This is a genomic window from Streptomyces sp. NPDC001880 (assembly GCF_053594575.1).
The window spans coordinates 17,271-41,226 of the sequence record NZ_JBSFET010000056.1 but is presented as its reverse complement, the minus strand read 5'-3'; the positions used below and the strand labels follow the sequence as shown (position 1 = coordinate 41,226).

The following is a 23,956-nucleotide window of genomic DNA, read 5'->3' as shown; positions in this document are numbered from 1 at the left end:
CTGCCGCTCGTCCAGATGCGGGAACAACACATCAAACTTCACAGCGAGGTGGTCACGATTCTCGTTCGGGATGCGCATACCACACCAACGAGCTTAGCGCGGGAAGCAACACCTTGATTCTCTGCAAGCCCTCAGGCGTGTTTCGAAAGTCCCGCCTGGCCGGGAACGGGATGTCATTGTCAGGCTGTCGGTTGTTCGACCGTGTGTCACGGCATTGCCTCTGGCTATCACCTCTTTGATGCGACGCCGGGTCCCGTTCAACGACTTGGATGGGCGTCCAAGCCCATTGCCAGACGCCGATGCCCGGCATACGCGAGAACCGGATCGGTCCGGGGGTGCCCTCGATCTCCACGCGCGGCCACGACTCGGCGACGGCCGCACGGTCCGTGCCGTGCGAACGCAGCGCCGCGGCGAGGACGGCGACGGTGTCCCAGCCCTCGAAGGCGACGAAGGAGGGCACTTCGCCCAGCCGCTCACCGAGTTCCTTCCCGACCCGTTCGCCGAGCGGGCCGGGACACTCCGGCAGGTAGCGCAGGAACGGGATCTCTGCGCCGTCCTCGCCCAGCGCCGCGGCCCATTCGGCGAACTCCGGTTGTCCGGCCGGAGCACCGATCAGGATCTTCGCGTGCCTCCGGTCGCCCCGGACGGCTCATGGCCGACCAGCAGAAGGAGCGTCGTCGCGCCGTGGCCGACGAGCCGGCCGTGACGGTTCCCGCCGCACGGAGCCGTCCGAGTAGCAGTATCGCCTGGGACACGGGGTCCCGCCCGAGCCCCGTGCCGAGCCGCGGGTGCGGTGGGAGCGCGGTTCCGCCGCTGCGTCGACGACGCTCTCGGCAGGCCCGTGGGGCGGGCGAGTCGACTACCAGGTCACGGGCAGGTGCCTGGGGCTCCGGGTGAGAGCGCTCATGCGCCACTCAAGGGTGTCGACCGGCACGGTCAGGCGCAGGCCGGGGAGCCGGGTGGCCAGTCGGTGCAGGGCGAGGCGGAGTTCGGCACGGGCCAGGGAGACACCCAGGCAGTAGTGGTGTCCTCCGCCGAAGGCGAGGGTGGGGTGTTCCAGTGGGGCGAACAGGTCGGCAAAGGGGTCGCCGGGGAAGGCTGCGGGGTCGCGGTTGGCCGCGCCGCGGTCAAGGGTGACGAGGTCTCCGGCCCGGATGGTTACCCCTCCGATCTCCAGGTCTTCGGTGGCGCGCAGCGGGCTGAAGTGCTTCGCGGGGTCGTTGAGCGGGATCAGATGCGTCAGGCGATCGGCCAGTACCCCGGCAGCCGCTTCGTCGGAGCCCAGGCGGGCCCAGTCCTTCGGGCGTTCGTCCAGGAGGTAGAGGAGTGCATTGCCCAGCATGGTCATGGTGGTGTCGTAGCCGGCCACCACGAGGGTGGCGACAAAGTTGACGAGTTGGGATTCGGGGACGCCGTCCTCGCGGTCGGCGGTCTGTACGAGGGTGCTGATCAGGTCCGGGCCCGGGGAGCGTCGGCGATCGGCCATGAGACGGGTGGCGAATTCGGTGAACTCACGTGCGGCCCCGGCGGTTTCGTCTTCGGGAACGGAGCGGTCGGGGAAGGCGAGTTCGCTCCAGCGCAGCAGCCGGGTGTCGTCGATGTCGTGGACTCCCAGCAGCTTGTTCATGACCGCGACAGGCAGGGGGCGGGTGTAGTGGTCGACGAGGTCCGTGGGTGGGCCGTGGTCGGCGAGGTCCGCGACGAGCCGGTCCGCGACCTCGGCGACCATGGGCGTCACCCGGCTGACTGCGCGAGGGGTGAAGGCGCCTTTGACGGTATGGCGCAGTCGAAGGTGCCCCGCACCGTCCTGCTTGGCCATGGCCTCGGGGGAGTCGGTGAGAGGCGAGGCGGCCGTCACGGGCAGCAGAGCTCGGTTGAACCGGTCGTCGGCCAGTACCTGGCGGACGTCCTCGTAGCGGGTGAAGTGCCAGGCAGGGCTGCCGTCGGGCAGTGTTGTGTGCTGGGGCGGGCCTGGGTCGGCGAACGTCAGCCGGTGCAGAGGGAGAAGTTTCTCGTGGGCGGTCATGGTCCTCCTGCCGTGGCGGCGGGCCGGTGCCGCCGCCACGGCGGTGTCGGGTTCCCGTCCGTGTCCGCCGGTCGTGTGTCAGGCTGCATCGGGCGTGGGGGCCCCGGCAGAGGAGCGGACGGAGTGCGCCTCGGCGGCTTCCGGTTCCGGGCGCCCGGGGGTGCCCGGACACGTCACCATCCTGACACCACTCGAACACACAGCGTACAGACGACTACTGTCAGTGTTGTGCACGTCGGTCTCGCGGCGCGGCACATGGCTCGACGACACGGCCGCGCCTCGACGGCGTCATCCCGTATCGAGCGGGCCGCTCGCAGCCGCTCCGCCCGGCCCGGCGTCGTGCCGGTCACAACCATCCGGAGCGCTGCGCCTGCAAGGCCATCTGGAAGCGGTTCGCGGCGCCCAGCCGGGCCATCAGGATCTGCAGGCGGCGGAACAGGGTGCGGCGGCTGATTCCCAGCTCGCGGGCGATGACGTCGTCACTCGCACCGCCCGCGAGGAGCCACAGCAGTCGACGGTCGGCGGGTGGCAGGCCACCCGGGTGCGTGGTGCGGCCGTGGAACGGCAGGGCGTTCTGCCAGGACTGCTCGAACAGCGCCACGAGAGCGGAGAGCAGGCCGCACGGCTGCACGACCAGCATGGTGTTGTGTACGTCGGCCTCTTTGATCGACAACGACACGAGCGCGTACGCCTCGTCGATGATCACGAGTTTGACCGGGACCGAGGGCAGCACCCTGGCCTGTTCGCCGGCCTTGATGCACGGTTCGATGGCGTCCGTCAGGTGGCCCGGATGCTCCAGTGACTCCCGCGAGTACACGACACGCTGCGTCACACCGCGGGCGAGCGTGGCCAGCGCGTCGTCCGTGGCTCCGGACAGAGGGAAGTACGGCGGTGACTCGAACTGCCGGATCTGATACCGGGCGCTCGCCCAGGCATGACGCATCCGGGGACCGATGGCTTCGCCCGTGACGACCTCGACGAGGTTGTCGTTGTACGCGGCGAGCCGCTGCCGCCGGAACGACTCGAACGCGCCCCCGACGGCGATACGCGACTCCTCGACCTCGGCCGCCCGGTGCCGGGCGAGGATCTCCAGGCCCGCGGTGGGCGGAACCGGGGCAACCATGTCCCCGCCTTCGTCGGCGGCACTGGCCAGACCGGCGTCGACCAGCGCACCGTACGCCTCGGCCAGCTCCGCACCGCCCAGACCGGACGCTGTCCCGATCGCACTCAGCGGAGCGGGCGCCAGTTCGAGCAGCGCCAGATAGACCTGGCTCGCCGCGTGATCGATTCCCAGAAGCCGGAGAGCCTCGCCGAGTTTCACGTTCGCCATGTGTCTCATTGTCGACGACTCCGGTCAGGCCATGGCCGATCCGTGCCAGTGGCGCTCCTGGGCACCGAGCGCGGTCGGTGCGGGATACCGTCCGGAGGCCGCCGAAGAACGGCGGCAGCGAGGGTCCCGAGCCGCCGCACCGGGAGCAGGGCAACCCCCTGGGCTCACTTCGTCCCTCGCCGCTCAGGAAACCCACCCGGAAGAAGGTGTACGCCGTGGCGAAAGGCCGCAAGAACGGTCTCTACTCAGGGATCTCCGAGGAACTGTCCGCTCTGATGCGGACGGGGTGGGCGGACACCGAGCGGCACGACCTGCGGCCCGACGAGCAGGCCCCGTACGCGGACCGCCGCCGCGCCGCACTCTCCGCGCGCTTCCCCGGCGAACGCCTCGTCATCCCCTCGGGGAATCTCAAGGTCCGTTCCAACGACGACACCTACCCGTTCCGGGCGTACACGGGCTACGTACACATGACCGGGGACCAGGCCCGGGACGGCGCTCTCGTCCTCGAACCCCGGGCGGACGGCGGCCATGACGCCTACTGCTACCAGCTGCCGCGGGACAGCCGGGACAACAACGAGTTCTGGACCGGTCCCACGGCGGAGCTGTGGATGGGCCGGCGCCGCTCCCTCGCCGAGTCGGAGCTCGTACTCGGCCTGCCCTGCCGGGACGTCCGTACGGCGGCCGACGACCTGGCCGCCTCCGGTGCGCCGACCCGGATCGTCCGCGGTGTCGACCCGTCCCTGGAGGCCGCCGTCACCACCGACGAGGAGCGTGACGCCGAACTCGAAGAGGCACTCAGCGATCTCCGCCTCGTCAAGGACGACTGGGAGATCGCCGAGCTCCGCAAAGCCGTGGACTCCACGGTGCGCGGATTCACCGATGTGATCGGTGATCTCTCCACGGCGATCGCGTCGTCCGAGCGGTGGATCGAGGGAACGTTCTTCCGCCGCGCACGCCTGGAGGGCAAGGCCGTCGGCTACGGCTCGATCTGCGCCGCGGGCGAGCACGCCACGATCATGCACTGGACGGACAACGACGGTCCGGTGCGCCCCGGGGAGCTGCTCCTGCTCGACGCCGGCGTGGAGACGCACACCCTCTACACCGCCGATGTCACGCGCACGCTTCCGATCAGCGGCACTTTCACGCCCGTGCAGCGCAAGGTCTACGACGCGGTGTACGAGGCCCAGGAAGCCGGTATGGCAGCGGTCAAACCGGGTGCCGCGTACCGCGACTTCCACGAGGCGTCCCAGCGCCACCTGGCAACCCGGCTGGTCGAGTGGGGCTTCATCGAGGGCCCGGCCGACCGTGCGTACGAGCTCGGCCTCCAGCGCCGCTTCACCATGGCGGGCACCGGCCACATGCTCGGCCTGGATGTCCACGACTGTGCGCAGGCCAGGAACGAGGACTACGTCGACGGTGTGCTGGAGCCGGGCATGGTGCTCACCGTGGAGCCCGGCCTGTACTTCCAGCCGGACGACCTCACCGTGCCCGAGGAGTGGCGCGGCATCGGCGTCCGGATCGAGGACGACCTGGTCGTCACCGAGGACGGCCACGAGAACCTGTCGGCGGGCCTGCCGAGGTCGGCGGACGAGGTCGAGGCGTGGATGGACCAGTTCGCGGGCTGACAGCGTCGCAGCCCACCGGGTGCACGAGATCGGTGCGCCCGGTGGGCTGGGTCGGCTCGGACGACGCCGTTGTTCTCCGCCGGGCGGACTTCACACGGTGGCGCCTCCGTCGACGGGGATGCACGCGCCTGTGATGCCGGAGCCTGCGTGTGAGGCGAGGAGCAGGACGGCTGCGGCGACCTCCTCGGGCCGGGTCAGGCGGCCGGTGGCGGTGCGGTTGGTGAAGTGGCGGACCAGCCCCGGGTAGTCGGTACCGAGAACCCCCGCGGCCCGGGGGCCCTGTCCGGTGAACCAGTCGGTCTCGACGGCACCGGGGCATACGCAGTTGGCGGTGACTCCGTAGGGGCCCGCCTCTTTGGCCAGGACCCTGGTGAGCCCGATCAGCGCGTGTTTGGCGGCGGCGTAGGCACACAGGCCGGGATCCGGGTCGCGGCCTTCCATGGAGGAGATGTTGATGACGCGACCGGAGCGCTGCGGGATCAGGTGGGTCAGGGCGTGGCGGGTGGTGTAGAGGGCGGAGTCGATGTTGAGGGCGAGGGTCTGGTGCCAGGTGTCGTCGGTGATGTCGGCGACGGTGGCGAAGTCGGTGGCACCGCCGACGTTGTTGACGACGATGTCGAGGTGCCCGTAACGGTCCACCGCCTCGTCGACCGCGCGTTCGGCATCGGCCCGGTCGGTGGCGTCGGCCACGCACAGGGCGACATCGTCTCCGGCGTCCAGCCGGGCGAGGGCTGCTCGACCGCTGTCCTCGCAGCGGCCGGTGATGACCAGCCGGGCCCCGTGGGCGTGGAGTGTGTGGGCGATGGCCAGGCCGATGCCACGGGTGGCCCCGGTGATCAGTGCGGTTCTGCCGGTGAGGTCCATGTGCTCTCCCGTCGTGGGCCTGATGGCGAGTGGTGGGTGACGAGGGTGGCAGTGTGCGGTGTCCCGGGGAGTTTCAGAGGCAGCAACTGCCAGCCGAGGGGGGCCGGGTCCTGGCCCAGCCGGGCCAGGGAGAGCCGTGGGTGCAGGGTGATCTCCACGTCGACGAGGGCACGCAGCAACGACCACCCCAAGGCTTTGGCGACGGCTTCCTTGGCCGTCCACAGGGTGAGGAACTCCTCCTTCCGTACGGTCGCGGGCCGGTCGGCCGGCGCAGCACGCTCGCCCGGGTGGAGGGCGTACCGCAGCAGGTGAGGCGACGGAGGGGAAGCCAGATGTTCGATGTCGATGCCGATCCGGGTGCCGTCCTGGGACGCTGCGACCAGTGCGGCCACCGTCACGGGGCCGCAGTGGGCGGCGGTGAGGCACAGGGGAGGCAGGTTCTGTTCCGGTGCGAGTGCGGGGCGCCCGAGCGGATCCCGGACCACGCTGACGGTGTCGGCCGGGCGGTCGTGCTGCGCCGCGACGGCATGGCGCAGCAGCGCCCGGCCGGGTACGGGACGCGCCTGCGGGGCGGTGTGCCACCAGATGTCGACCGGGCCCGCTGTGGTGGCGATCCGGCGATGGCGGGCACCGGCGAGTGCGTGAACCACCGGGGTCACCGGGCGTCGGCCTCGGCCCGGTGGCCGCCCTCGAAAGGCGCGGTCGCAGTGGTTGAGGTGTGGGGGCGTGCCGGGAGGCGGGCCAGGACGGTGGCGCGCATGCCGGAGATCTGGGCGACGATGCGGCCGTCCCGGGTGGTGGCGGTGCTGGTGTCGGTGGCGGGTGAGTGGTGGAGCCGCAGCCCGGCGGGGTGGGTCCGGACGAGGTCGTGGTCGTCGCCGTACTCGTACAGGGTGATGCGTTCGATGTGGTGCGGAACGGCGACGGCATGGTGCCCGTCCGGGGTGGGTTCGAGGGCGGGGGTGCGGGCGAGGCTGTCCAGGAGGACTGCCGGGGTGGAGAGTCGGGGCAGCGCGGACAGTTGCTCCGGGTGGGGGCGCCAGCGGGCACTGGTGCCCGAGTCGGCGGTGCGGCACTGGTCGGTGGCGCGGAAGACGCCGGTGAGCAGCACCGGGGAGGCTGCGTCGTAGTACGGGTCGTCGACCGTGCGGTGGGATCCGGCGAGCGGGCCGTACGGCTCGGGCAGGGGAACCGGTCCGCCCAGACGGACAGTGGCACGGACGTGTTCGCGGTCGTGGGCCAGAACGCTTCCGTCGGGGGCGACGATGTCGGAGCGGATGGTCACGCCGACCGCGCAGGCCGTCCTGGTACGGCGGCGGCGGGCCTCGACGCGATAGCGGGCGGGTCTGCCGTCGGTACGGGCGCGGACCCAGGCGCTGAAGGTGAGGTCGTCGACGGCGCGTGGCAGTAGCCCGGGAGCGAGAGCCCGTGCCGCCTGGACCGCGATGTCGGCCAGCATCACGCCCGGCACGGTGGGTTTGCCGTCCACCAGGTGGTCGCGCAGGAAGCCGTGGGTGTCCAGGTCGAGGATCAGGTGCCAGGTGGCGTGGTCGGCGTGGTGGGTGACGGGTTCGCCGAGCAGTCCGGCCGGGGTGTCACCGGGCGATTCGGCCCGGACGGGGTCGCCGGGCGGTCGGGGCGGGACGTCGTCATCGGTGGGACATGTTGTGACCACCGGGGCGGCCCGGTGGTGCCGGCCGGTGTCCCCGGTGGTGCGCAGGCCCGGGAAACGGGTGTCGAAGGAGCGGTGTTCGGCGTCACCGACGAACGTGACGTGCCTGTCCTTCCCGCCCTCTTCGTGGCTGCGGCGACGCAGTTCGGTCAGGAAGTGGGTGACTCCTTCGGTGGTGGTCATGCGGGAAAGGCGCGCGGTGCGTGCGGTGTGGGACTGGACGATTGCCCCGGAGCCGAGGCCGGTCTCGTCCCAGACGGTCCAGGAGATGGTGAACTCGCCGTCGTCGCCGACGAGTGCGGCGCCGGACAGGAAGTCATTGGCCGGGGAGTAGTCGCTCTCGCCGGGCAGGCCGGCGACGCCGGTGACCGAGCCGAAGTTGCACCACAGGCGCGGGGCGAGAGTGCCGGTGAACGTGGCGCGCAGATGGTGGTAGCCGGACAGCTTGACGTCGCGGATGCGGCGCATGCCGGGCAGGGTCTTGCGGGTGATGTCGCCCGGGTGGTGCAGTCCCGCGCCGTTGACGAGCAGGTCGACGTGGCCCTCCTGGGCCCGGACGGCGTGGGCCAGGGCACGTACGGCGTTCGCGTCCGTGACGTCGCAGGTGTGGAAGTGGACCTGGTCGGCGCCGCACAACTCACTCAGGGCCCGTAGGGTCAGGGCGGACTCGCGGGCGTGCAGGAGGCGGTCGAAAGCGGCGCTGATCTCCCCCACCGGACGCCGCGGCGTCCGGGAGCGCTGGTCGGTGATGTAACGGGCGCGCGCTGCGGGCAGTTCCTGGTCGGGGGTGCGCAGCAGGTCGTCGGGGATGTCGTCGGGGCGGCTGGACCCCACCAAGTGGATCCGCAGGGGCACCTGGCGTGCGAGGCCGAGCAGGCAGGCGGCGGTGATGCCGCGGGCACCGCCTGTGGCGACGACCACTGCTCGGGGAGCGAGCGGCAGGGCCGCGCCCGTCACGGGAGGGTCGTTCTCGGCGAGTCGCTGGACGAAACGGGTGGTGCCACGATGCCGGACCACGGGCAACCCATCGGCTGGGCGGTGGAGTTCGTCCTCCAGCGCGGCCAGTACGGCCAGGGGGTCGGTGCTGTCGGCGACCACCGCGCGCACGGTGCAATCGGTCAGTTCCCAGGCCAGGGACTTGACGAAGCCCGTGAACAGATGGGCGTGCGGGGCGGCCTCCGCTCCGAGGAACGGGGCCGCCACGCCCACCGCGACCGTGCTTCCCTCGGAGATCCGGTCGCGCAGCCGACGTACCGCCCAGAAGGCCGCCTCCTGCACGGCCAGTACGTCGGCGGTGGGCGGAGCGGGCCAGGCGGGTGCGGAGTGGAGATCGGCGACGACCCGCAGATGCCGGAACCCCACGGGGCTGTCGCACACGATGTGGTCGACGGCCTGCTGCGGGTCCTGGTCCCCGTCGACGGCGACCAGACGGCAGTGGAGGCCGGCCTCGACCATGGCGCGCAGAGCATGCACGTACCGGGAGCCGGCGATCACCAGGGTGCGGGCCGGCAGCGTCCGTGCACCGGTGCCGCACGGTCCGGCTGCCTCCCAGCTCAGGGTGTGACGCCAGGAGACCGGGGTCGGGGCACCTTCGGCAGGCCGGGCCGGAGCCACCGATGCCGGAGCCGTCGGCGTGGGGACCGGTTCATGGCCGACGAGATGCCGCAGAGCAGCCACCAGGTCGTCGGCTCCCAGATAGCTCCACCCCTTCGGTTCGCGGTGCTCGGTGGGTAGTTGGCCCAACAGGGTGTCGAGGGTGGCGAGGCGGGACCAGCCGCGTCGGCGGGCGACGGAGGCCCGGGTGAGCACCAGGGCGAAGGCCCCTTCCGCCGGCTCCAGGGACCCGCCGATGTCGTGCAGGCGGGTGGACAGCGGACCGGTGGCGCCGTTGACGCCCAGCACCAGGGCCAACTCCAGTTCCCCGCGGCGCAGATACGCGGTGGCGGCCCTGAGGGCGCTGCGGCCCGAGGTGAGCCCGGTGTCGAGGGTCATCGTGGGACCGTGCAGATCGTGCAGGGCGGCGACCCGAGCGGGGATCACGTTCGGCATCAGCCCGGCCAGGGTGTCCTCCCCCGGACTGGTGCGCTCGCGCACCGCGTCGAGGAATTCCGAGGTGGCCTTCCGCAACGAGGCGCGGTCGAGTCCGCGGGGCAACGGGTGCCACACCGCCTCGGCCAGCGACGCGGCGTGGCAGCGGACGGTCATGTCGGGCGACGCCGCGGGGACACCGGTGTGGGCGGCGAAGACACCGCAGGTCTCCCCCAGCCCCTCCCACCAGGGCGAGGTGTCCCGGGGGACCAGTGCGGCGACGGCCTGCAGCGCCATGAGCTGGGCCCGGTCGATGCCCTCGGCGGTGGGCGCGGGGATGCGTACCTCGGCGAAGGGAGGAAGCGGATACCGCACTCCGAACGAGCGCCGTGCCGCGGGGTTGCGCCCATCGGCCAGACGGCGTGCGACATCCGCCGCGTCCGGGCTTCCGGGCAGGTGGGCCGACCAGGCGACGACGACCACCGGATCGTCCTGGACAAGAGCGGGCAGGGAGGCCGGCGCGGCCTCGCCGGGCCGGGGTGCGTCCTGGAGCAGCAGATGGCCGTTGGTTCCTCCGAACCCGAACGCCGACACCCCCACCGTTCGTGGCCGGTCAACCGGGCGTTGCCAGGGCATCGGATCGGTCGGCACCCGCAGTGGGGGCGCGTCGCCGGAGCCGCGGTAGGGGATCTGCGGCGGGATCACGGAGTGGGCCATGCCCTGCAGGGCATGGACGACCGACACCGCGCCGGCTGCCCAACCGGTATGACCGAACACCGACTTGTTCGATGTGCACCAGGCGTGGGGCAACTGCTGCGACAGCACTCCACGCTCGACCCGGTCGCCGACCGGGGTTCCGGTGGCATGGGCGACCACCCAGTCGATCTGCTCGGGTTCGACGCCGGACACGGCACGGGCACGGGCCAACGACCGCTCCTGGCCGGTGGCGTTGGGGGCGTGGACGGCCCGGCCACGCCCGTCGGAGGCCGCTCCGAACCCGGCCAGCACCCCCAGGACGTGGTCGCCGTCGGCACGGGCGACGTCCAGCCGTTTGAGAGCGACGAACGCCGCCCCGTCGGCGAACAGCACCCCGTCCGCGTCCGCGTCGAAGGCACGGACCGCACCCGACCGGCTCAGCCCGCGCAGTCGGGAGAACAACACGCTGTAGCGGGGCCCGAGGGAGAACACCCCGCCACACAGGGCGAGATCGCACTCCCCGTCCAGGACGGCGCGGGCGCCCAGGTCGATGGCGTACAGCGAGGAGGAGCACGCGGTGTCGACGATCTGCACCCGCGTCGGCGCGGGAAGCAGGGATGCCACGGCGGCGCGCAGGGCCGCCGGTGGCAGGTGCCCGGCCGGCACGCCCGCGTGCCGGTGCGCGGACCGCAGCCACTGGACGAGCAGCTCACGCAGCGCCTCCGGGTTCTCGGCCATGCTTCCGCCCCAGCGCTCCGCGATACCGTCCGCGGCAGCCTCGACGAGCAGGCTCTCCTCCACATGCTGCGATCCCTCGGCCCAGGCACCGGCGAAGCACGCAGTACGGGCACCGGCACGGGACGCCAGACGCGGGGCGTCGCACTGAAGAAGCGCGGCACGCGTCCAGGCGGTGAGGAAGTCCTCCTCGGTTTCGTCTTCAGTGTCGTCCTCGGTTTCCTCCTCGATGTCCTTTTCGGCGTCCTCCGGCACGGGGCGGACGTAGCCGGCGACCCGGCTGTAGGTACGGTCCGCGACGTCCGCGGGCGACCAGAAGTGATCCAGCGGAAACCGTTCTCCGGGCTCGCTGAACTGGGGAACGCCCTCCATCAGCCGTCGCCAGAGCGCGTCCGCACTCTCGGCCCCGGGGGCCACCAGGCCCATGCCCACGACGGCCACCGTGCGTGCCGTCTCCCGCTCCGCCCCGACACCACTCCGCACAACTGCCGCCCTGGCCTGCTTCTTGTCCACGGCGGGAGGCCGCATGTCCGCCGCAGCCCGCCGAGGAGGCCGGACAGCCGGCGCGGCAGCACCGGTCCGAGCCGGAGGACAAGGGGACGGGGCGCTGGGTGGTGCGGGTTGGTGCGGAGTGAGCATGGCGCGGCCCACGGACAGTCCCCCGTCGGCCAGCAGACACTGCCCGGAGATCCAACGGGCCTGCGGAGAGGCAAGGAAGGCCACCAGCCCGGCAAGGTCTTCTTCATGGCCCACCCCGCCGAGCGGGGCCGCCGCCGCACAGGTAGCCCGCAGGGCGTCCGCACCGGGGAACAGCGCGGCCGTGGAATTGTCCAGCAGCCCGGCCGAGGCTGTGTTCACCCGGATTCCCGATGGGCCGAGATCGGCCGCCAGGTACCGGGTCATCGCTTCCAGCGCCGCCTTGCACACCCCCATCAGCAGGTAGTTGTCCATGGCCAGTCCGGCGCCGATGGACGAGACGTTCACGATGGCACCGCCGCCGCGCGCGGCCATCAGGGGTGCTGCCTCAAGGGCACACCAGCGAGCACCGTGGACATTGATGTCCAGCGCCCGCTGCCATTCGGAGTCGGTGAGGTCGTCGAAGCGGGCGAACACGCCCCGCGCGGCGTTGTTGACCAGGATGTCCACGCCGCCGTGCTTCTCGGCCAGGGTCGCGAACATCGCGGTCACCTGGTCGTGTTTGGCGACACTGGCCCGCAGCGTCTCCGCCCGGCCCCCGGTGGAACGGATCGACTCCACGGTCTCCTCGGCGGCCTGCGGCGAGTGGAAGGAGTTGACCACCACGAGGGCGCCGTTCCGGGCCAGTTCGCGGCTGATCGCCGCACCGACTCCCTTGCCTCCCCCGGTGACCAAGGCGATCTTTCCCGCGAGATCCCGTGGTGCGGGCACGTCGAACCGGCCGCTCATGCCTGCACCCCCGCAAGCGGGCCGTCCGCGGGCAGCGTTCTCAACAGCCCTGCCAGCGCGTCCAGAGTGGTGTAGCTGGTCAGGCGGGAGCCGTCCGTCGGCAGGGTACGCCCGAAACGCGCGGCGGCCTGGGCGAACAGTTCGGTCTGCTTGATCGAGTCCACCCCCAGATCCGCCTCCAGATCGGCATCGTTGGTCAGGACCTCGGGCGGATACCCCAACGCCGCCGCGTACAGGGACCGTAGTGTGGCCACGATGGACCGCCGCTCCGGGAGGGCCTCCGCACCCGGCGCGGCTTCCTCGGCCACGGTGCCGGTGTCAGCGGTGCCGGCGCCCGCGCCAGGTACGGTGGCTGCGACTCCGGTGACCACGGACGCTGTGGAAACCGTCGTCAGTCCGCTCAGTGCCTCGGACAGCTCGGGTCCGCTCACCCGGCGTCGCAACGGCGCGACAACCCGTACGTCCGGCACCGTCGCCGTCACGAGATCGCTCAGCACACCGCGAGGCCCGCACTCCACGAACAGCCCCACGCCCTCCGTGTGGAGCAGGCGGACCGCGTCGGTGAACCGCGTGGGACGCACCAGGTGGGCGGCGACCAGGTCCGCCACCATGTCGGTGTCGTCCACCCGCCGCCCCAGAATCGCCGAGTGCAGCAGATGTCGCGCCGGCCCGGCTCGCAGCATGGTCGCCCGGCGGGTGAAGTCACCCGCGACGGCGCCCAGTATGCGGTGGTGGAAGGCGTACGGGACCCGTAGCGCGGTCGCCCTGACGCCAATCGCGTGGGCGGCACGCTCTACCCGGCCCAAGGGCTCGGCGGGGCCGGACACCACGCACTGACGGGGACTGTTGTCCGCGGCCAGGGTCACCTCCCACTCTCCGAGACCCACCAGCAGTCCTTCGGCCCGGGAAGCGGACACCTCCAGTACCAGCATTCCGCCGCGCTCCGGCGGGCAGGCGGCGAACGCCTCATCGCGGGCGACCACCAGCGCCATGCCCTCTTCCAGCCCGTACACACCGGCCGCGGTCAGGGCCACCAACTCGCCGAAGCTGTGCCCCAGCAGCACGTCGGGAAACAGTCCATGACGTTCCGTCAATACCCGGAACAGCGCCATCTCGGCAGCGAAAATCGCCGCATGCAGATCTGCCGGGGCCTCGTCCACCAACTCGGAGAGTGTCGGCGCCCGTTCGTCGAGAAGAAGGCGGGAGGGGGCGCTCCGCCCCAGGCGAACGGCGGTGGCGTCCAGAAGGTGCAGTGTTTCCTCCACCAGCGGCTCGTCGACGGCGAGCCGGGCGAGGGCGGCGGGCAGGTAGGCCCCCTGCCCCGGGAACACGAAAGCGCAGCGCGCGACCACAGCAACTCCTCTGCACAGAGCAACACTTGGCAGATCCTGGGAAGGTCCGTGCCATCGAAATGCACGGCAGGGACGGACGGCGCGGGACCGAAGAAGGGGAGAAGACGCCGCCGATGGCGGCCCCCGACCTTGGGGGCGGCCGCACGGCACCGCTCGGGGGCGTACAGCGGGACCTGCACAGGGGGCGATGCGATGTGACAGCTGGAGCAAGAACCAGGACAAGTACCGGAACGGAATATGGAACCAGAGCGAACGCCCACCCCATGCACACGCATAGTCAGGCTACGGTCGCGAGCCCCCACAGTCGTCACCCACACGGGTGACGAAAATGCGTCCGGATACAGAATCCGCTCGCCGAACGCGCGAGGGTGCCCCCATTCACCACCCTGGCGCTCCCGACAGCCAATCGCGCTGGGTGCTGACTCCTCGATCGCCCTCCGGCCGGTGAAGAAGCTCGATCACCAACCCTGCGCTGCCTGCTGTCCGTGCCAGGCAATGGCGATGTTGATGAAGCCGAAGGGACCTATCGGTCCAGGGCCGGCCCCGGATTCCCGGCAGTGAATCTCTGTTGCCCGGCTGCGGGCGCACAACAACAATCAGCAGACGCCTATGACAACCGCACGCCCGGCTGCCGGTCCGCCTTGCTCCCGGCCCGACACAGTCGTCCGCATGAATTGCGCGTGGTGCGGATCAGGGGGCGAGGCAATCGACGAGCAGTACATCGGTGAGGATGTGCCGAGGCCAAGGGGACTGAGCGGCTCAGTCGTGGAGAGTGACGTTGGGCAGTGGGCGGCCAGTAGCGTCGAACAACGCGGCTCCACAATCGCAGCGCTCATCGGCCAGGGTCTGGGGCTTCGACAGTTGCCAGACCAGCATCTCCGAGCAGTTCGGGCAGTCCAGGCTGACCAGGGTCTCTTCGGGTTCCGGGCCCCAGGCACGCACCGGGAGGCCCTGGTGCATCAACCCGGTCGGCTCACACTCACCGGTCAGCGCGACCAGTACCTCGTAAGTGTCGGTTCCGTTGTCCCGCACCATGAGCGTGCAGCCGAGATTTACCAACACACCGGACAGATGATCGAGCTGGCGGACCGGGAAATCACCGCGGCGCAGAGTCGGGTCGACCTCGGCCGCGTGGTAGACGATGCCGGTGTCGACGTCTGCCGGCTCCGTCCCGAAGGCCCGTACCCGACCGGCCACGAATGCCGCCAGCTGCCCCGGGGATTCCTCACCGGTCCAGTCCATCCGGAACATCATGCTGTCGACTCGAATCCCCCGAGCCCGCTCGCCGGGGGTCAGGACCAGTTCTTCCAGCTCTGTCACGACAATCACGCTATCAACTGCCGGGCGGCGGACCGTACCGTTGGTTGCGTCGTTGTCGTGCATGACCAACGTCGGCTCCCACGACTGTCTACGCGACCGCTTGTGGCGGCACCCCGTTCGCGACGCCGTGAACGGCCTCGTGGATCCGCGCTGTCGTGCACGAGTTCAATCGGACGGCGCGACGGAGGTCCACACTCCGAACCACTGCTCGGCGCCGTACTCCTCGAACCGCTCCACCTCGATGAACCCCAGCTTCACCGCGAGACGCAGCGAACGGACGTTGGCAGTCTGGGTACAGAGCACCACCGGCTCGCCGGGAAGCGCGTCGGCGAACCAGCCGAGTGCCGCTGCGCACGCCTCGGCGGCATACCCGCATCCCCACGCCTCCGGCAGGAACATGTAGCCGAGTTCGAACTCCCCGGCATCCGGGCGGACATGCCCCGGACGCTCTGCGTCGCGCCGATCGAGCGTGATCACGCCGATCATCGCTCCGTCGAGATCGATCACGAAAAGGCCAGGGCGCTGCCCGGGCATCTCAGGCACCGCGCGCTCAAGCTCATCGCGCGGTCGAGAGCCACCGATGTATGTGCCCACCTCTGGCGAGGCGAACAGCTCGATGAATGCCGCACGGTCCCGGGCCTCGGACTCGCGAAGCACGAGCCGCTCGGTCCTGATCGGGGCAGGCGGCCAGGCGACGGGCCCGAGATCAGTCATGTCGGGCAACCTATCGCACGCCCGCCGGGCAGGAGCCTCGGACGACCGACAGCGGCAACGCCACGAGCACCGCCCCGGCCAACCTGTGCGGTCCCAGAAATCGATTTGTCGCCCCTGTCCGCCTGGAGGACCAGGCAGCTCCATCGGACGTCGTCACGGCCATGAAGATCGGAACGCTCGACGCAATGGATCGTGTGCAACCCATGCGCACTGCCCAACTCGGCTGTCTCAGCGGCAGATACATCGAACATGTGACGCCCCTCGGGCACAGGACCGTGGCGGACATTCACGAAAGATCAGCCATCGGCAACCAGCAACGCGGCAATCCGGGCCATCGCACGTCGACGTTCCTCGGCATCCGGATGCATCCACACCGCAGCGGCGAAGACCGCATCGAACCGGCCCTGGTGGCCGCCCGGCTCCAGGTCCGGCAGGTCGTCCTCGACCCAGTCGATGCCACCGCCCGCGTGAAGACGCTGTGCATGCTCCCGCAGTTCCGTCGGTCATGTGGCGCCTGCGTGGGGGTGCGGCGCCGATGCCTCCCAGCAGACGGCCTGGCCGCCCATTCCCTGCGGAGCGATCATTCGCAATTCCCCGGACCAACACCCCTTCAACGGCTACCTTATGAACTCGCCGCGTCACTCAAGGTCACCTCGGAAGGAATCCTGTGTCCCCATCCTGCGACCCCGCGTACGCCCCTGCCGGAGATGTGGGTGTAGCACTCATGGCGATCGACTCTCGCCTCAAAGCCATCTACGACGGCCAGGCCGGGACCGACCCCGAGCAGCAGCAATTGATGGACCGGTTCACCGCGTCGCTGGGCCCCGAGGAAGCCAATGACGTGCTGGACGGCGCGTGCACGCTCATCTACATGTTCATGCAGTGGCTCCGGATGGCTTACGAAGAGCACGACAAGGACGTCATCGAGTACGTAGTGCCCGGCTTCGTGACCTCGTTGCGCATGATGCCGAAGAGCATCCGTCCCGAAGTGATCCCCACCATGACCGGCCTTGTCGTCGCAGCCGGCACCGGCCTGAGCCCCAGCCTGTGGCGCAAGCAGTACGGAGACTGGACCGGGGACGAGATGAATGCGCTGGAAGCCACAGCCTTGCTGCTCGCGGAGCACATCAATCGACTCGTGGGCGACCGTGACTTCGCCGCCCGCATGATCAGCGAAGCTCTGTCCGCGACGAACCAGGACTGACGTGCGGCTCCTCGGCCTGAACCAGCCTGTGCCATCCGAGGCCCGGGTGGGGGCGATCGGCTCCATGGCGGGCCGGGTACGCGGGTCGCTTCCGCCGTTACGGCAGACCCGCTCTCGGAGTGTGGGCAGCCGGCACCGTCGGCTGCCCGGCGTGCGGGGGGTGTGGACGGCCCGTGGACAGTGAGCTGTGACTGGCGCCTGGTCTCGCTGGGCTGCGCCTGCGGGGCGGTGGCCCATGAGCACGGCCTCGCCTTCTCCGAGGTCTGGCTTCTCCTGCCGGACTCGTGACCGTCGGAGCATCCGCGTACGCCATAGCACAGTGCTCGTGCTCTCACCAGGCAGAGGGGCGGGCTCGCCCTGAGCGGAAGGCACGCAGGGGAGACATCGCGCGTTCGGAAGGGCCGGCCGGACACCGTCCGCTCCACGCACTGTCGTTCGGCGCGGCTACTTGTCCGTGGACGAGCTCCCGCTCCGCTTGTTCCACGGGATGTGGGTGGCGAGCATGTCGCCCACCGTGCCGACCACGTTGAACGCGAGCCAGCCCACGCCCTTCAGGACTCGCATGACCGCAGAACCCGCGACTTCTTCCATGCTTCCTGTCTCCTCATGTCCGTCCCCGTGGCTTGCTTCGATCTTGGAGACGCGTGTTGTCGCCACTCGGTTGCCTGGGGAGACGAATCACGTGTCACCTTGCGGTTGATCTCGGCATGGAGGTCAAGGGGCGTTGCGCTCCCGGCTTCCCAAGGCGGGTGTGGCGTATCCACGTCACGGCTTGAACGCGCACGCTCCGGGCCACCCCAGCCGCGACTTGTAATTGCCAGGCCTCTGAGGGCCGGCGTCTTACGGCACGGGTGGGGCAGCCCGGCGTTGGCGTATGTGCTGGCTCCATCTCCAGGACGGACAGCGGACATTCATGCGGAACAGCTTCTGCGCGGCCAGGAAGCGGTCTCTCCCGGTGGCCCAGCACCGGACCGCGGGACAGTGGCCCGGCGTCGCGCCTTCACCGCGTGTGGGAGGACGCCGGTTCGAATCCGGTCGGCCCATCCCCTCCCGATGGTCACAGCTGATCGAGGCCCGTTCCCGGCCTCCAGGCCATGAATGTGACTGACCGGAAGCCGGGACGGCATTGGAATCAGGCAGCGGAGATACGCCAGTCGGCAACATTGCCGGTGCGGTTGTAGTAGGCGTTGGTGCACACGTCGTACTTGCCGCCGGCGGGACCGATGCCGTTGGTCTCCAGGAAGCCGCCATTACCACCGTAGGTGTTCCACAGGTGGACGGTGTCGCCGATGTGGACGACGGCGTCCTGTGGGCTGGAGGTCTGAGCGAAGATGCGCCACTCGGCAGTGCCCGTGCCGCGGTCGGCGTTCTTGGCGGTCAGGACGTCGTACTTGCCTCCGGCCTTCTTCTGGTCCGCGGTGGCGTGTCCGTTGGTGTCCAGGTAGCTGCCGGCCGAGTAGCAGTTGCGCAGGGTGATCAGGTCCCCGCTGGCCACCGGCGTGCCGGTGGCCTTGCCCTCGGCGGATGCGATCTCCCAAGTCCCGGTACCCGTACCGCGGTTCGGGCTTTCAGCGGTTGAGACCCCGTAGACGGCGCCGTTCGCGGAGCTCGCACCATTGGTGTCGAGGTAACCGCCGCCCCAACTTCCGTATCCGTTCTGCAGGTGGACCCGGTCGCCGTACTTCAATGCTTCAGCCATGAGAACTCTTCAATCCCTGATGAGGTGAGCATGCCGAGCCGCCCGGGAGCGAGCGGCTCAACCGATCATCCGCATTCCGTAGCCCAAGCGGTTCGCTTCCCGGAACCGCCCACCCGATCGAGTGAAGCGCACACGTACCGGATCTCGACCCGGTCGGGCTCGCGGATGTAGCCGATGCGGAGGGCCGGGCAGTCCTCGAACAGCTCGGCGTCCACCGTCACGGTGAGGATGCCGGGCAGGCCCGAGGGCCGGCCCATGTCCGGATCCTCGGCCAACTGCCCGGCCAGGACCTTCAGGGCGTAGCAGGCAGCGCTGCGGCCGACCATCGGCGCCGACAAGGTGGCGCGCTACATGCTCGGTGGAATCGGCAAGAACAAGCTCTCGATCACTTTTGACCCCACCGTGGCCAACGGCAACCCGGCACTCCTGGTGCGCATGGACGGCGAGATCGACGGTGTCCTGGCGATCCGTGTCGAGAAAGCCCGCAGCATCGGCCTCTACTACGTGCGCAACCCCGAGAAACTGAACCGTGCCGATTCCGAGACCTCGCTGGCCCTGCGATGAATACAGGCGGTACAACAGCCACTTGGCCGGCTCCGCGCCGGACGGGAGTCGGCCGCTGATTACGTTCACGGGCCGGGCAGCAGCTACCGTGCTGTTGTGGTGATCAACGGGGAGGACACAGGATCCGGGACCGCGCTGCTGATCGCGGCGGCTCCGGCCGGCAAGGGCTGTCTCATCGACGCGACCGGCGTGCTGCCCACGCTCGCCGCGGTCCCGCCCAGCGTCCTGGCCGGCGCGACGGCGGCCACCATCGTCGAACTCGCCGACCCGACCGACCCGCAGACCGTCCTCACCCGCATCCGCGCGGCGGCGGCCGCGCCCGGCCTGCTCACCCTCTACATAGCAGGTCAGCTCCATCTCGATCACAAACAGCGCCTGATCCACCTGGCACTCGCCCGGACGACCACGCCGACCACTCTGCGCTACACCGCGCTGCCCTGGCACTGGCTGGCCAGCGAACTCAAGCTGCGCCGGCCGGGCTCCACCACTGTCGTCGTCGACATGGCCGCCGCCCCCGAAGCCTGGCAGCAACTCCGTGCCGAGGGTCTCGCTCTCGGTTACGGGATCCGCGTATACGGCCGGATCGTCCCGCCACCACCCCGCCGCCAGATCGCGGAACCCGCCTACCTCAAGGCCTTCGCCACCACTTGGCGCAGTGGCCTCAACCCGCCGCTCGCCCGGCTCCACGAACAGGCCGCCGCCCAGGTCGGCTCCGACGACGCGCTGTTCCTGTCCGTCGGCGACTCGTCGGCCTTCTCCGCCCCCTCCCCCGCAACGCCGGCTGTCCAGGTGCCGGAGCAGCCCCGCCAGCTGCCTGCTCCGGTCACGGAGCACACCGGGGCGGCGGCTGAGGAGGATCCGCTGCCCGCGATTCTCGCCGCGGCCCACGCGGGGCGGCACGGCGAGGCCGCGTCGCTCGCAGCCATATGGGAGGGGTGGGCTCTGCGCACCTACGGAACGGGCTCCGTGCAGGCCATCCACTGGCTGGAGGTCCGGGCCGACCTCGCTCGTCTGGCCGACGATCCGGCGCGCAGCTGCGAACTGTGGATGGCTGCCGCTGACGCCCGCCTCGCCCGGCAACAGCCGTCGGACGACCCGGCCGTGGAGAGTGCCGTGGACCGTGCCCATCACCAGTGGCAACAGCTTCGTGACCCGCAGCGGGCCCGGGAGCTCGGCCCGGCCCTGGATGCCTTGCGCCACCACGTACCCGGCCGACGCCCCGGAGCGGTCGAAGCCGTCCGGCACCGGCTGGAGGTACTGGACGCCGCACCCCCGCGGCAGCCCCAGGTGCGGCACCCTGACGGAACAGGACCTCAGCCCGTCTCCGGGTGAACGCCCAGGACCCTCGCTCCTTGATCGCGCACGCGTTCGCGCCGCTGGCGTAGTAGCGCTGGAAGCAGAGTGGACGAGCGGCACACCGGAGGGGTGGACGGCAGGGCCGCCGCGAGTTTCAGCGGATACTGCGTTCCGCCGCTGAGTCCGCCGGAGTTGGACGGGCAGCCGGTCGTGGCCGGCAGCGCCGCGTCTCTCCCCCGGCGCATGCCGCTCAGTCCCGCACAGGCGTGGCTTCGCCTGCCCGGCGCAGCGCCTGACGGACCGACCAGAGGACTGAAACCAGCGGCACCGCCACCACCGCTCCGAGCACTCCCGCCGCGATGGCGCCGCCGATCACCGAGAGCGCGACCACGACCGGGTGGAGCCGGACCGCCCAGCTCATCACGAGCGGATGGAGCAGATGGCCTTCGATCTGGCCGATGACCACGATCAGGACGAGGACGACGGCCGCCACGATCGGGCCCTTCGCCGCCAGAGCCACCACGGCCGCGACCGCGAGAGCGATCGGCGATCCGACCAACGGGACGAAGGCGGCGAAGAACTCAAGCAGCGCCAGGGGCAGAGCCAGCGGCACTCCGAGGGCGAAGAGGACCAGTCCCACCAATACGGCGTTGGTCCCCGCCACCAGGATGATGCCGTGGGTGTAGCCGGTGAACGTACGCCAGGCAGCCCGGCCCGCGATCACCATCCCGTCCCGAACCTTCTCCGGGAGCTGATCGCAGAACCAGTCCCAGTGCCGGTCACCGGAGTGAATGAAGAAGACCGAGCAGAACAGCGCCAGAACGAACACCGTCATCACCTCGACCAGTCTGCCCACGCCGCTGACGGCCGTGCTGATGAGGGTGGAGCGATGACTGGACAGGTACTGCCCGATCCGCGCCTGGAGGTCGTCGAGCGTCCTCGGATTCAGCCGGAACGGCGGCCCCTCCAGCCAGTGCTCGATCCTGCCCAGGCCGTCACTGAACTCCTCTTCCAGCCCGGCGCGTTCTCCGGCGACCGCCTCGCCGACGAGTGTCAGCACGCTGAGGACGAACACGATACTGCCGACCAGCGCCACGGTGACGGCGATCGGCCGCGGCATCGGACCGGCCAGCAGATCCGCGACCGGGCGCAGCACCGCGGTCACGACCAGGCCGAGGAAGACGGCTACCGCCACCTCGTGGAATCGTCCCAGCGCCGCGAAGACCGCGTACACGACGGCTCCCACCGCGAGGATCCGCCAGGCGTAGGCGGCGGCCGTCTGGAGCGCGGGGTTCACGCGTGGCGTGTACCGCGGGCCGGGGGGCGCCTGTCGCGCGCCAGGGTTCCGGGCCGCGGGGCCGGTCCTGCCGCGCAGCGCCCGGCGTGAGGCGGCGCGAATCCGTTGCCGTCGTCCTTCGGACGGTGCGCCGGGGTCCGTATGGTCTGGCTGCGGATGCGAGGGCCTGGGCATTCCCTGCTGGTACCAGGAGAATCCGCACCTTTCCGGGCGCCGGGGCCGACATGCGCAGGATGTCACCCCACGGGCGGAGCCACCGGCCGTCAAAAACCCCGCACCGCGACGGTCGGCTCCCCTGCCGCCGTAGCCCCGGCTTCACCAGCGGGGGAAATCCGTTCGCAGCATCGGGCAGGGGCGTCGGAGGCTCGCCAACGCCCCTGCCCGGGCGGATAGTTCACGTCTTTCCATAGGCACTCCACAGACGCCGAAGCACCCGTGCCGCCCTCAATGCTCGCCGGGTGTTCGAGAGTTCGGCGGCCATTACCGAGGCACCGAATCGTCGCGGCTGGGCCAAAGGTCCACCGCACCATCCATGACCAGCAAACCCCACTCACACCACTCCGATAGCATGTTCGAACTCGCGACGGGCACCCTAATGGCCCGTCATTCACCGGAAATCCATGGGATCCGGCACAAAGAGTGACCCATTCAGCCAACATCTAACAAATCGGCCAAACAATTGATACCTAGAGCATCGCGGGTGTTTTCGCGAATAGACCGCAAAACCATCTTCGCCGCGTGGCGTCAACCACGGGCGATACTGTGGACCGCGGCGGCGGTGGTGACCCTCGGATTCCTGATCGCACTGGAGATAGCCGCGCGTCATTACGGCCTACCGGGGCCGATGACCACCCAGGTACAAGAGGTGATAGTCGCCCCCAAATCGGGATTCCTGCTGTACGCCAGCATGGGCCTGATGATGGTGGTGCTCACTTGGCGGCAACGGTTCATCGCGATCGGTGTCGCGATCGGCATCGACCTCATCATCTTTGTGGTGCGGTGGGCGGCTGACGCCAGGGTGACCGAGGGCCACCCCTTCGGCAACGGCGCACTGTGGGTGATTCTGGGCTGTGCGGTCATCGCCGTCACGCGCCGCACGGGCCAGGAGCGTGTTCTGCTGCTGAAAGGCGTCGGGCTGGGCCTGCTGTTGGTGGCCGGCCGCAAGACCGGCGACACCTGGCTCCTCATCACGTCGAAGACCCGCCCGGAGGTGCTCGACCAGTACGTGGCGACCGCCGATCACGCGCTGGGCAACCCGTCGTGGCTGGTGGGCCGGCTCGTCAATGCCACCGGCCCGATCGGCGCCCATTTCCTCGACTACGTCTACGCCCAGCTCGCGGTGGCCGCGGTAGTCGTCACGGTCTACCAGCTGCGCAAGGTGGCGGTCGAGCGCCGCTTCCCGGGCCATCATCTGGTACGCACATTCCTGGTCATCGGCCTGCTCGGGCCGGGCATCTACATGATCTTCCCGGTGGTCGGGCCGATCTTCGCCTACGGCGCCGACGGCGGGCACTGGGCGGTGGCCGACCTGTGGCCGCACACGCCGCCGCCGGTCAGCACCCCGCACCACATGCCGTTCGACGAGATCACCCCGCGAAACTGCATGCCCAGTCTGCACACCGCGTGGGCCACCGCGATCTTCATCCATTCCCGCAAGGGGCCGCGGTTCCTGCAAATCGGCGGCGCGCTCTGGCTGATCGCCACGCTCGGCGCGACACTGGGCTTCGGCTACCACTACGGCGCGGACATCGTCGCCGGCGTGGTGTTCACGCTCACGATCGAGGCGGCGCTGCGCGCGCACGATCGCGGCTGGGAGCGGGCGGGAATCCAGCTGGTCGCCTACGGCACGGTGGTCTTCGCCGCACTTCTGGCGTCCTACCGCTATCTGTCGATGCAGATGGCCGAATATCCGTGGGTGTTCGGACCACTGGTCATTCTGGCGATGATTTCGGTGATCTACGGCTACGTACGGACCACCAGACTGTGGGAGCCGAAGGCCGCACCAGTGCGGAAGCCGGTACCGCAACCCGAAATGGTCTGAGCCGTGTTGCATCAGGAGGCACGCGGGTCACGGGTGCGAATCGTGGGTCACGCACCTTCATCACGTCA

The 23,956-nt window shown here is 70.0% G+C and carries 18 protein-coding genes and 1 pseudogene; 6 read left to right on the top strand and 13 right to left on the bottom strand.

Annotation, left to right across the window (positions count from 1 at the left end; all coding sequences use genetic code 11):
* Positions 1-232: 232 nt before the first annotated feature.
* The 3 genes and pseudogenes from ACWCQ6_RS25365 to ACWCQ6_RS25355 form a co-directional block, all read right to left on the bottom strand.
* Positions 233-696 (bottom strand): annotated as a pseudogene (locus ACWCQ6_RS25365) (ABC transporter substrate-binding protein); the annotation flags it as partial.
* A 163-nt stretch (positions 697-859) separates the two neighbouring features.
* Positions 860-2,026, bottom strand: coding sequence for a cytochrome P450 (locus ACWCQ6_RS25360; protein WP_451092817.1), 1,167 nt, complete (start codon positions 2,024-2,026; stop codon positions 860-862).
* A 346-nt stretch (positions 2,027-2,372) separates the two neighbouring features.
* Entirely contained in the window at positions 2,373-3,356 is a 984-nt protein-coding gene (locus ACWCQ6_RS25355) for a LuxR family transcriptional regulator (protein ID WP_451092815.1), read from the bottom strand.
* A 215-nt stretch (positions 3,357-3,571) separates the two neighbouring features.
* Between ACWCQ6_RS25355 and ACWCQ6_RS25350 the strand changes: the two genes are divergently transcribed.
* Positions 3,572-4,981: an aminopeptidase P family protein gene (locus tag ACWCQ6_RS25350; protein ID WP_451092813.1), complete on the top strand. Its 1,410-nt coding sequence runs from the start codon at positions 3,572-3,574 to the stop codon at positions 4,979-4,981.
* A 90-nt stretch (positions 4,982-5,071) separates the two neighbouring features.
* Here ACWCQ6_RS25350 and ACWCQ6_RS25345 read toward each other — a convergent pair whose 3' ends face one another.
* From ACWCQ6_RS25345 to ACWCQ6_RS25320, 6 genes are all read right to left on the bottom strand, one after another.
* Positions 5,072-5,845: an SDR family NAD(P)-dependent oxidoreductase gene (locus ACWCQ6_RS25345; RefSeq protein ID WP_451092811.1), complete on the bottom strand. Its 774-nt coding sequence runs from the start codon at positions 5,843-5,845 to the stop codon at positions 5,072-5,074.
* Positions 5,818-6,504 (bottom strand): 4'-phosphopantetheinyl transferase family protein, encoded by a 687-nt coding sequence (locus ACWCQ6_RS25340; protein ID WP_451092809.1) that lies wholly within the window; start codon positions 6,502-6,504, stop codon positions 5,818-5,820. Before ACWCQ6_RS25340 ends, ACWCQ6_RS25345 begins: the two co-directional genes overlap by 28 nt.
* On the bottom strand, positions 6,501-12,401 hold the full coding sequence (locus ACWCQ6_RS25335) for an SDR family oxidoreductase (RefSeq protein ID WP_451092807.1): 5,901 nt from the start codon (positions 12,399-12,401) through the stop codon (positions 6,501-6,503). Before ACWCQ6_RS25335 ends, ACWCQ6_RS25340 begins: the two co-directional genes overlap by 4 nt.
* A complete protein-coding gene (locus ACWCQ6_RS25330; RefSeq protein ID WP_451092805.1) occupies positions 12,398-13,753 on the bottom strand; it encodes an acyltransferase domain-containing protein in 1,356 nt (451 codons plus the stop codon). The genes ACWCQ6_RS25335 and ACWCQ6_RS25330 overlap by 4 nt, the downstream gene beginning before the upstream one ends.
* A 759-nt stretch (positions 13,754-14,512) precedes the next feature.
* On the bottom strand, positions 14,513-15,136 hold the full coding sequence (locus ACWCQ6_RS25325; RefSeq protein WP_451092803.1) for a hypothetical protein: 624 nt from the start codon (positions 15,134-15,136) through the stop codon (positions 14,513-14,515).
* Between the two features lie 102 nt (positions 15,137-15,238).
* Positions 15,239-15,787, bottom strand: coding sequence for a GNAT family N-acetyltransferase (locus tag ACWCQ6_RS25320; protein WP_451092801.1), 549 nt, complete (start codon positions 15,785-15,787; stop codon positions 15,239-15,241).
* 161 nt (positions 15,788-15,948) lie between these two features.
* On the opposite strand from ACWCQ6_RS25320, the gene ACWCQ6_RS25315 reads away from it, so the two are divergent.
* The gene (locus tag ACWCQ6_RS25315; protein ID WP_451092799.1) at positions 15,949-16,506 is read left to right on the top strand and encodes a hypothetical protein; all 558 of its coding nucleotides are present in this window, start codon (positions 15,949-15,951) and stop codon (positions 16,504-16,506) included.
* Positions 16,507-16,511: 5 nt separating this feature from the next.
* Complete coding sequence (locus ACWCQ6_RS25310) at positions 16,512-16,991, top strand: hypothetical protein (RefSeq protein ID WP_451092797.1); 480 nt, start codon at positions 16,512-16,514, stop codon at positions 16,989-16,991.
* A 444-nt stretch (positions 16,992-17,435) separates the two neighbouring features.
* On the opposite strand, the gene ACWCQ6_RS25305 is transcribed toward ACWCQ6_RS25310, so the two are convergent.
* The 3 genes from ACWCQ6_RS25305 to ACWCQ6_RS25295 all read right to left on the bottom strand — a co-directional run bounded on the left by ACWCQ6_RS25305 (position 17,436) and on the right by ACWCQ6_RS25295 (position 19,028).
* Positions 17,436-17,582 (bottom strand): hypothetical protein, encoded by a 147-nt coding sequence (locus ACWCQ6_RS25305; protein WP_451092795.1) that lies wholly within the window; start codon positions 17,580-17,582, stop codon positions 17,436-17,438.
* A 541-nt stretch (positions 17,583-18,123) separates the two neighbouring features.
* On the bottom strand, positions 18,124-18,690 hold the full coding sequence (locus tag ACWCQ6_RS25300) for a hypothetical protein (RefSeq protein ID WP_451092793.1): 567 nt from the start codon (positions 18,688-18,690) through the stop codon (positions 18,124-18,126).
* A gap of 65 nt (positions 18,691-18,755) precedes the next feature.
* The gene (locus ACWCQ6_RS25295) at positions 18,756-19,028 is read right to left on the bottom strand and encodes a hypothetical protein (RefSeq protein ID WP_451092791.1); all 273 of its coding nucleotides are present in this window, start codon (positions 19,026-19,028) and stop codon (positions 18,756-18,758) included.
* 13 nt (positions 19,029-19,041) lie between these two features.
* Here ACWCQ6_RS25295 and ACWCQ6_RS25290 point away from each other — a divergent pair, with 13 nt between their 5' ends.
* Both ACWCQ6_RS25290 and ACWCQ6_RS25285 read left to right on the top strand, forming a co-directional pair.
* Positions 19,042-19,254 (top strand): hypothetical protein, encoded by a 213-nt coding sequence (locus tag ACWCQ6_RS25290; RefSeq protein WP_451092789.1) that lies wholly within the window; start codon positions 19,042-19,044, stop codon positions 19,252-19,254.
* A gap of 96 nt (positions 19,255-19,350) precedes the next feature.
* Positions 19,351-20,586, top strand: a complete 1,236-nt coding sequence (locus tag ACWCQ6_RS25285; protein ID WP_451092787.1) for a hypothetical protein — start codon at positions 19,351-19,353, stop codon at positions 20,584-20,586.
* A gap of 214 nt (positions 20,587-20,800) precedes the next feature.
* Here ACWCQ6_RS25285 and ACWCQ6_RS25280 read toward each other — a convergent pair whose 3' ends face one another.
* Positions 20,801-21,847 (bottom strand): AI-2E family transporter, encoded by a 1,047-nt coding sequence (locus ACWCQ6_RS25280; RefSeq protein ID WP_451092785.1) that lies wholly within the window; start codon positions 21,845-21,847, stop codon positions 20,801-20,803.
* A gap of 778 nt (positions 21,848-22,625) precedes the next feature.
* Between ACWCQ6_RS25280 and ACWCQ6_RS25275 the strand changes: the two genes are divergently transcribed.
* Complete coding sequence (locus ACWCQ6_RS25275) at positions 22,626-23,888, top strand: phosphatase PAP2 family protein (protein WP_451092783.1); 1,263 nt, start codon at positions 22,626-22,628, stop codon at positions 23,886-23,888.
* Positions 23,889-23,956 lie beyond the last annotated feature (68 nt).